This is a genomic window from Planctomycetota bacterium (assembly GCA_016872555.1).
GTDB lineage: Bacteria > Planctomycetota > Planctomycetia > Pirellulales > UBA1268 > F1-20-MAGs016.
In genome coordinates this window covers 1-8167 of the sequence record VGZO01000092.1, presented here as the reverse complement: position 1 = coordinate 8167, position 8167 = coordinate 1, and the positions used below count along the sequence as shown (strand labels likewise).

The 8167-nt window shown below is 68.4% G+C and carries 8 protein-coding genes; all 8 read right to left on the bottom strand.

Annotation, left to right across the window (positions count from 1 at the left end; all coding sequences use genetic code 11):
• The coding region (locus FJ309_16785; protein ID MBM3956231.1) for a DUF1559 domain-containing protein at positions 1 to 942 on the bottom strand (942 nt) is incomplete at its 3' end.
• Positions 939 to 1289: a hypothetical protein gene (locus FJ309_16780; protein ID MBM3956230.1), complete on the bottom strand. Its 351-nt coding sequence runs from the start codon at positions 1287 to 1289 to the stop codon at positions 939 to 941. The genes FJ309_16785 and FJ309_16780, both read right to left, overlap by 4 nt.
• A gap of 101 nt (positions 1290 to 1390) precedes the next feature.
• Positions 1391 to 3049: a hypothetical protein gene (locus FJ309_16775; protein MBM3956229.1), complete on the bottom strand. Its 1659-nt coding sequence runs from the start codon at positions 3047 to 3049 to the stop codon at positions 1391 to 1393.
• 40 nt (positions 3050 to 3089) lie between these two features.
• Positions 3090 to 4745 (bottom strand): hypothetical protein, encoded by a 1656-nt coding sequence (locus FJ309_16770; GenBank protein ID MBM3956228.1) that lies wholly within the window; start codon positions 4743 to 4745, stop codon positions 3090 to 3092.
• Between the two features lie 36 nt (positions 4746 to 4781).
• Positions 4782 to 5567 carry a hypothetical protein gene (locus tag FJ309_16765; GenBank protein ID MBM3956227.1) on the bottom strand — a complete coding sequence of 262 codons (786 nt, stop codon included), beginning with the start codon at positions 5565 to 5567 and terminating at the stop codon, positions 4782 to 4784.
• Positions 5568 to 5805: 238 nt separating this feature from the next.
• Entirely contained in the window at positions 5806 to 6810 is a 1005-nt protein-coding gene (locus FJ309_16760) for a hypothetical protein (GenBank protein ID MBM3956226.1), read from the bottom strand.
• 77 nt (positions 6811 to 6887) lie between these two features.
• The gene (locus tag FJ309_16755; GenBank protein ID MBM3956225.1) at positions 6888 to 7148 is read right to left on the bottom strand and encodes a hypothetical protein; all 261 of its coding nucleotides are present in this window, start codon (positions 7146 to 7148) and stop codon (positions 6888 to 6890) included.
• Between the two features lie 135 nt (positions 7149 to 7283).
• Positions 7284 to 8117 carry a hypothetical protein gene (locus FJ309_16750; GenBank protein MBM3956224.1) on the bottom strand — a complete coding sequence of 278 codons (834 nt, stop codon included), beginning with the start codon at positions 8115 to 8117 and terminating at the stop codon, positions 7284 to 7286.
• Between the last annotated feature and the right edge of the window lie 50 nt (positions 8118 to 8167).

Sequence of the window (8167 nt, the reverse complement as noted above, 5' to 3'; positions counted from 1 at the left end):
ACCGTCGGCGAACGCCATCGGACAGCCACCGGGGTGCCAACTCCCGAACACGAACAGCCCCATGCCGGCGACCGAATCATCCGGTCCAGCCGCGATCGGCACGCCGACACCGCCGACGCGCGCCGAATTGAAGAAGTCGAAGGCGTCGTAGGCCGGACCGTTCTCCGGTGGTCGGGCGAGGCGGCCGCGGGGCACGTGGGCTTCGCCGATGAGCACCGTCTGCGACAGCCCGTCGCTGACGTCGGCGGGGCGCACCCGGTCGCGCCACCGGGCCGTACCCGGCAGCGGCTCACTGGTGATGATCACGCCGGTGCCGTTGCCGCCCCAGAAGAAATCGGTGGCCGCACCGGTCGCTCGCGGCGAGAGGTCGCCGTGATTACCGGCATAGTCCGACACCGCTCCGCCGGAGATCTCGCGGCCGGGTATCAGGCAGCCGCACGGCGCCCGGGTGAGGGGCGTCGTCGAGGTGGGTGTGATTGCCAGTTCGGGGCCGCGGCGCGTGGGGCAGAGATAGCCGGGAACGACCTGCATCCGCAACTGGTCAGTCTGGTCGGCGAACGCTATCGTCTCGTCCCAGCGCAGCGCGGGTTGCTCGAGGAAGTGGCCGATGCGCAGCAGCCACGTCGAGCTGGGATAGCTCCCCGGAGGTGGAGGAGGCGTCGCCGGGCCGGCCACGATCCGCGCCGGCGGAAACACCCCGGTGGCCTGCTGGAAGAGGATCGTCGCCAGCGCGACCTGCCGGAGGTTGTTGCGGCACTGGATGCCACGGGCCGATTCCCGCGCCACCTGGACCGCCGGGAGCAGCAAGCCGACGAGCAGGCCGATGATCGCGATCACGACCAGCAGTTCGACGAGCGTGAAACCACGCTCCCCGCGGCGGCGTTCGGCGATGTCCACGGCCGTTGCCATGCCTGTGAATCCCCCCGACAACCTGCCGGTCATGACGCCGCCGCCGACCGGTCGGCCGGGCGACGTGGCCCGGAACTTCGCGACCGCGACGTCAGACGCCACAACACGGTCCCCGCCACGCCCCACAAAGCGCTGTTGGCCATGAGGATCAGCCACCCCCACTGGCCGCTGCCGCCGACCGGGAGACTCCGCACCAGCAGCACCAGCGGGAACTGGAGCAGCGTGGCACACGCCTCGAGGAACGTTTCCACGAGCGTCGGATCGCCGCCATGGTCGAACCGTGCCAGGCCACGGCCGATCACGACCGTCATCGCCGCCAGTTGGGCGACGAAATGCGCCGCCGCGACCGCCACGCCGCCCCACGACGCCCGTTTCGTCATTGCCGTCGCTCCCGGGCCGATCGGCCTTCAGGCTACCACGGTCCGGCGCCGCAGCGGCACCCACGGTGCGATCGCGGCGCCGGCCGCGAGCAGAGCGAGCGTCAGCGTGCGCTGGCATCGGGCACCGGGAATCCCGGGCGCCGCGCCGGCGCGGTCTGCGGCACGCCGAACGCTTCTTCGGTCTTCTTCGGTGGCTTGGAACCGGGCGCCTGGTTCGGCTGGAGGAGCAGGTTCATCCCTTCGTTGCCCGGCATGTTCGTCCAGAACGTCCCCGGACCGCTCTGGAAGAGGCGGAGGCGCAGGTCGGGGCTGAGGTTCTCGGAGAGGGCGTAGCGCAGGAACGATTGGCCGTCCCCCTGGAAGACGTCCATCTTCAGCTTGGCCAGGCTGCTGCGGGCCGTCTCCTTGAGCTTTTCCCCCTCGGCGGCTGCCTCGCCGGTCAGCCGGTCGCGCTGCCCCTCGAGGATCGCCACTTCGGCCTGCGTCACGGCCCGCATCCGCTCGAGCTCGCCCTCGGTCGTCGCGCTGAGGTTCTCGACCTGGCTGTCGATGACGCCGACGAGGCGCTTCGTCTCCGCCTCGACCTTCTTGACCTCCAACTCGACCATCTGCTTCGCCTCCTCGACCTCGGCGTGTGTCTTGGCGGTCGCCTCCTTGGCCTTGTTGGTGAGCGTGCGCTGGGTGGCGATCTGCTTGTCGCGGATCTGCTTGAGGTATTCCTCGGGGATGTCGATGCTGCGGATGAACGCCGAATGGACGGTCACGTTCTTCTCCGCGCAGGCGAGGACGAGCTCCTTGGTGAAGTCCTCCTGGAACTTCGTCCGTTTCACCCCTTCGAGGAGATCGAGGACACCATACTCCGAACCCTTGTCGCGGCCGATGGCATGGGTCTGGAGGTCGATGACGTTCTCCTCGATCCGCGAGCGCGTGCCATATTCCGCCACCAGTCGCGGCATGTCCTCGGGGAGCACCTCCCACTCGACCGTGCAGTCGACGCTGATCGGAAACCCGCCGCGCGACGTGAACGTGATCGGCGTGCGGAGCTGGTTGTCGGCGACCTGGAGACGGTTGGTGGCGTCGTCCTTGGCGAACGTCGTCTGGAAAATGCCGACCTCCGATGGGATCACGTCATTCTCGTAGGGATTGATGTAATACAGCCCCGGCTGGAGGACCGTCGACAGGAAGCCCTTGCGATCCTCGGCCCCGGCGACGGCAGGATCTGCATCGATCACGGCATCCTCCGTCTCGCGGCCAACGAGGCGCCGTTGGACGCCGACGAACCCGACGGGAATCTCGGTCGCCGGCTTCTCCTCGACTTTGTAGCCGTGGAGGTTGATCCGGTAGCTCCCCGGCGGGAGGACGCGGCGCTGGATCCCCTGCTCTCCCTTGTCGGCGAGGACCCTTCCCGCCGGCAACGGCTCGCCGCCGAGCGCCGTCAACACCCCGACCTTCCCGGCGGCGATCGTCGTGTTGGCTTCGAGCTTGCGCTCGTAGGCGATCGGCATCACGAAATGCCATCCCTCTCCCATCACTTCCTCGAGCGGTCCCTTCTCCCCGGGCTTCGCCAGCACGTGCCCCGCCGGCAGCGGGGCGCCGTCCTTGGCGATGATCACCAGGTGCTGACCAGGGGGGACGTACTGGAAAAACGTGTTCCACGTCGTCAGAAACGCGATCAAGGTCGCCAGCGCCACCGCGGCCCAGAAACCAAGCAGCCATTTCCAACGCGCGACCCGCCGCGGGGGCCTGAATGTGATGTCCATCGTCGGTGCTCCGTGATCGGAAAGTCGTGGTCGCCGTCGCTCAGGGGGCAGGGGAGGGGGTGGGCACGGCCGGGGGTGGCTCGACCGCCGTCGCCGGCATGATCCGTGGCGGCGCCGACGTCAGCGGCTCTGGGGGCGTCTCTGCCGGCACGGCCGGCGGCAGGAGCAGCGCCGTGAACAGCCGGCCGAAGTCGCTGTCGTCGGCGGCAAAGATCTCGCCGAGTGACGGCGCCACCCGGGCGAGGACGGCGTTACGGGCAAACAGTTCCGGGCTGCCGAACCCCGCGACGCTCGTCCGTAGCGCCGCAACCTCGGCCTCGTTCTGGGCGGTGATCACCGCTGCCTCCGCCTCTGCCTTCGAGCGCACGGCCTTGGCCTGCTCCTTCGCCGCCTCGAGTTGGCTTTCGGCGACGGTGACCAGCGCCGTCAGCTTCTGCTTCTCCACTTCGAGCCGCGTCTTGGCCTGTGTCTCGGCCTGCGCGAGGCGCGTCTCGGCTTGGACGCGCTCGCGCTTCTGCAGTGCCTGCGCCTCCTGGGCCTTGAGGGCTTGTTCGTTGGTGTACTGCTTCACCATCTCCTTGTTGCGGAGCTGCTCGGCCAGTGCCGTCTCGCGGTCGGAGATCTCGCTGGCAAGCTCCGGCGGGGGCTCCATCTGACCGACCGAAATCGCCCGGATGTCGACTCCGAGTTCCTCGCACCGCGGCTTGACCGCCTCGAGGAGCGCCTGGCGGAAGCGCTCCCGGGCGTTGATCACCGTGTCACTGGTTTCGCCCGGCACGAGGATGAAGTCGGTGGCGTTGAAGTTGCTCCCTTCGAGCCTGGCGAAACCGCGGATGTGGGGGAGGACGACTTTCTGGAGGATCTCGTTGCGGGCGATGTCCTCGCGCGACTGGTCGGCCTGGTAGATGTTTCCCTCGTCGGTGATCCGGACGAGCAATTCGGCCGCTTCGTCCTTGATCACCGCATACTCCACCTGGATCCGCGGCCGGAGCGTGAACCCGTCGCGCGACGGGAACGAGATGTCGTCAAAGTCGACTTTGTGACTGCGGACCTCGATCGGAGTGATCGCCTCGACGAACGGATTGACGTAATACGTGCCGGGGGGCAGGTACGCCTGCTGAACGCCCCGAAAACCCTCCTCGGCGACGACGTAGCTCCCCTGGCGCTTGTCCCGCGGCAGGGTGCCGGGATCCTTGCCGACCTTCCGCGTCCGCACGCCGACGTACTGGGCCTTGACCTCGATCGCGTCGACGACCTGGAGGTCGTAGGCGTGGGGATTGATCGAATACGTGCCGGGCGTGAGCGGCTCGGCGACGATCCCCTTCTCCGCGTCCCCGGCGAGCAACTCGCCGGCGTCGATCCGCTCCTGCGGGATCGGCGTGCCGAACTTCCGTGTCAGCACACCACACTTCCCGGTGGGGATGTTGGTCATCTCATGGACTTCTTGCCCGAAGAACAGCGGATTGAGGAAGTGCCGCCCCGGCCCACGGGTCTCCTCGAGGACCCCCTTGTAGGACTCGTCCGGGGCGAGGATCTCGTCCGGAGGCAGGTTTTTGCCCCAGCGGTGGATGACGACGAGGAACTTCCCCGGGGGCACCTCGATTCGCTCGATCTCCCATTTCCAAGCCAGCAGCCCGAGCGCCACCGCGGCGGCCGCGACCAACGCCCAGACGATCAGTTTTCCGCCATTCATCATCGGTGTCTCCCGCTGTCCGGTCCGTCGCCGGTCCGGTCAGCCCCCTTCGTGGATCCTTTTCTTGAGCCCTTCGAGCTCGGCGTCGACCGCCGCGCGTGTCGCGCTGTCGGCGGCCGCGTCGCGCAGGACGGCGTCGGTGCCGGTGACGCCGTCGGTTTCCAGCGCCTTGCGCAGGTCGGCTTCGACCCGGCCGATGACCCGGGCGGAGATCTGCTTCTCCTCCACCATGTTCTCGGCCTTCTTCCAGTTGGCCACCGCGCTGAACGGATCGAACTCGCTGGCGATCCGGTATTGCTGCTCGACCGATTTGGCCTCGGCGAGCTGCGCCAGGAGCAGCTCGCGGCCGACCTCGTATTGCCGCAGCTGCAATTCGGCCGCGTAGAGGTTGCGGCGGATCTCGTCGATCTGCCGGGCATGGCGGGCGCGCTGCTCACGAAACGAGTCCAGCGCCTGCCGCTCGAGGGTGCTCTTGAACAGCACCCCCTTGGCCTCGAGATCGTCGCCGCGCCGGGCGGCCTCGCGGGCCTCGCCGTCGAGTGCGGCGAGGTTGGTCTCGCTCTTCACGATGTTGCGGTCGAGTGTCTCGTCGGCGGCGTGGGCCCGGGCGAGCGTCTGGTTGAGCGCCGCGACCATCTCGCGGTATTGCTTGACGACCTGCTCGATGACCTCCTCCGGCTCCTGCTTCCGCGCCCACAGTTGCGACCAGAATCGGCCGGCAACCGACCGGAACTTCGCCGGGCCGAGCGCCAGGACGGCCAGCGCCAGCGGAACGCCGATGAACAGCAGCCCCCTCAGCACGAGATACTCGAACAGACGGGGCATCACGGCCACCCTCCACCGGGCAGCCGGCCGCCGGGCCTCGACCCGCCGTCCGGCAAACCCCTCACGAGAGTGTACCCTCCAGATTGCCCCGGGGCGGCGATCGGCACACACGGCCGGACCGGCGCGACCGTGTCGTTCGCTACGACAGGATCGACGCGACCCGGTCGGCTCGTTGGCAGCGGCTGTCGCGCACCGTCGGCCGGCTGCGAAGAAGCGTCACATGTGCCTTTCGATCGCCTCACCGCGGCGACCACGAGTCATCCTCCGTCGTTCCCGGTGTCGTGCCGGTCCGCCCCCCTGCCGCGCCGAAGCGCGACAGGATGTCGGAGCGTTCGAAGCTGCCGGTGACGCACGGCTTGGCGGTGTTCGGGCGGCCGGCGACCTCGGAGCGGGTGTGCTCCGTGGCGTGGAGGACAAAGTCGATCAGTTCGCCAATCGACAGCTCGCCATCCTTCGCTCCTGGCGGGGCCGGCTCGCCGCCTGGAAGCACGAAGCCGTCGGCCGCCCCGGCGAACCCCCGCGCGACGGCCAGCGTGAACGGATTGACCAGCTCGCCGTCCTTGCCGATCGGCCCCGACTCGAGGTCGGCGTTTTGCGACGTCAGGACGACGAGATTCCGCCCCTCGGTCGTCCGCCGCTGCCGCCACCGCGGGGCCACCGCGTCCGACTCGAGATGGTCGACGAGCCCCCCGGCGTAGCACGACATCGTCAGCACGACGACCGTCCGCGCGGGGATCGCCAGGATCGCCTCGGCGTACCGGTCCCAGAGGAGCGTGCCCTCGTGGGCGGTCCGCCGCACGGGGAGGTCGACGACGATCCCGCCGAGCGGCTGTGCGTCTTCGAAGCCGGCCTTGCGACCATGGCTGTGGGTGTAGATCACGACCGTGTCGTCCGGTCCGGCCGTGGCCGCCAGCGCCTCCAATCGCTTCCGGAAGATCTCCCCCGTGACCGTCTCCGTGACGCCACCCCGACGAAACTGCTCGGGGGTGATCACACCCTCGGCGAGGGCGTCGACGACAGCCCCGGGAAACGCCACGGACACCGCCTCGTGAATCGCCTCGACGGCGGCGATCCCGCGCCGTTGCATTCCGGGCGGATCGATGACCCGCGGCTTGGCCACGAGCAGGACCCACGTCCGGGGCATGGCCGGTGCGTCGGCGGCCCATGCCGTCATGCCGACGGCCACGGCGACAAGCGCGAGCCCCGCAATGATCGCAGGCCGGTGTCGGAAGAATCGACTCATGTCAGGCCCTCGCGGTTGCCCGCCGCCGCACCCGTCGCAGCACGCACGATGTCACGACCGGGATCCAGATCGGCTCGTCACCCGGCCTTCGCGATCGACATGTCGTGACGCGATGCCTCCAGCCGATCGATCCGCGCTTCGAGCGCGGCGATTGCTCGCGCGTCGCGCTTCGCGTCATTCGCGATCATCCACAACGCCGCCGGGAGGAAGCAATAAAACGGCAGTGCCAGCGGATTGCTCGGCCCACCGGCGGCGATCTCGCCGCCGAGCATCATCAGGCACAGCACCGCGGCGAACACCACCGGCTTGGGCGGATTCCACTCGTGTGGTCGTGTCATGGCTGTTCCCCGAGGTCTGCCCGATCCCGTTCCCGCCTGGCATTGGCAGCGAATTCGAAGGTCATCCTACGATCCCACCGCGACTGTCACCATATGCGACTATCCGCCACGTCGTCTGATCCAGACCGCCGGATTTCATCGCGGGTCAACTGCACTGCTCCGTTCGGGGTTACGCCTTTTTTGTGTCTGACTCTCCGTTTCTTGGCCGCCCTCCGCCGCAAGGAACGCAAGCACATCTCGCACAACGTCCGCAACGACTTTTTCATCCGCCCCTTTACCCCAGCGGTCGCCACCGCCGCCAAAATAGAAACCGTGACCGAAGCCGGGGTATTCGCGATACTCGACCCGCACCCCCGCCTCCTTCATGAGCGGCACGATGATCGGCCCGTTGAGCTTCCGAAGATCATGCTGGTCGCCGTGGAGGATGAGCACGGGAGCACGGAGCGTCGCGAGCTTCTTCTGGGTCTGTTCACGCAGCTCCGGCGTGAAGAACCGCTCCGGGCTCGCCATCATCTCCAGCCGCGGTCCGTAGTCGCCGGTGGTGAGCATGCCGGTGTAGAGCACCGTCGCCGGTTCGCCAGCCACCACGGCCCACACCTCCGCGTCGCCGCCAAGCTCGAGTGCAATGCTGCCGCCACCGCTGCCGCCGTACAGGGCGATCCGCCGGGGGTCGACACCGGGCAGCCGCGCCGTCGCACGCACAACCGCCCGCCCGTCCTCGACCGGCCCGCGCGACTGGATGTCTTTCTCGTAGGTACGAAACGTGGCCATCACCACGGCATGGCCGGCGGCGAGGAACCGCGTGATGACGGGATTGGCCGTGAGGTGCCGGCGCAGGGCGGCCTCGGGAAACTCCGTCAGGCCGCCGTGGATGAAGACGATCGCCGGCACAGAGTCGTCACCCTGTGGCCGCCGCCACCACGCCCGGACGGGCCGACCGTCGGCGGCCTCCGCCTCGATCGTGCGCACCGGGCACTCGGACTCTGGGATCGTCACCGGTGGCACCGGCCAGTGGATCA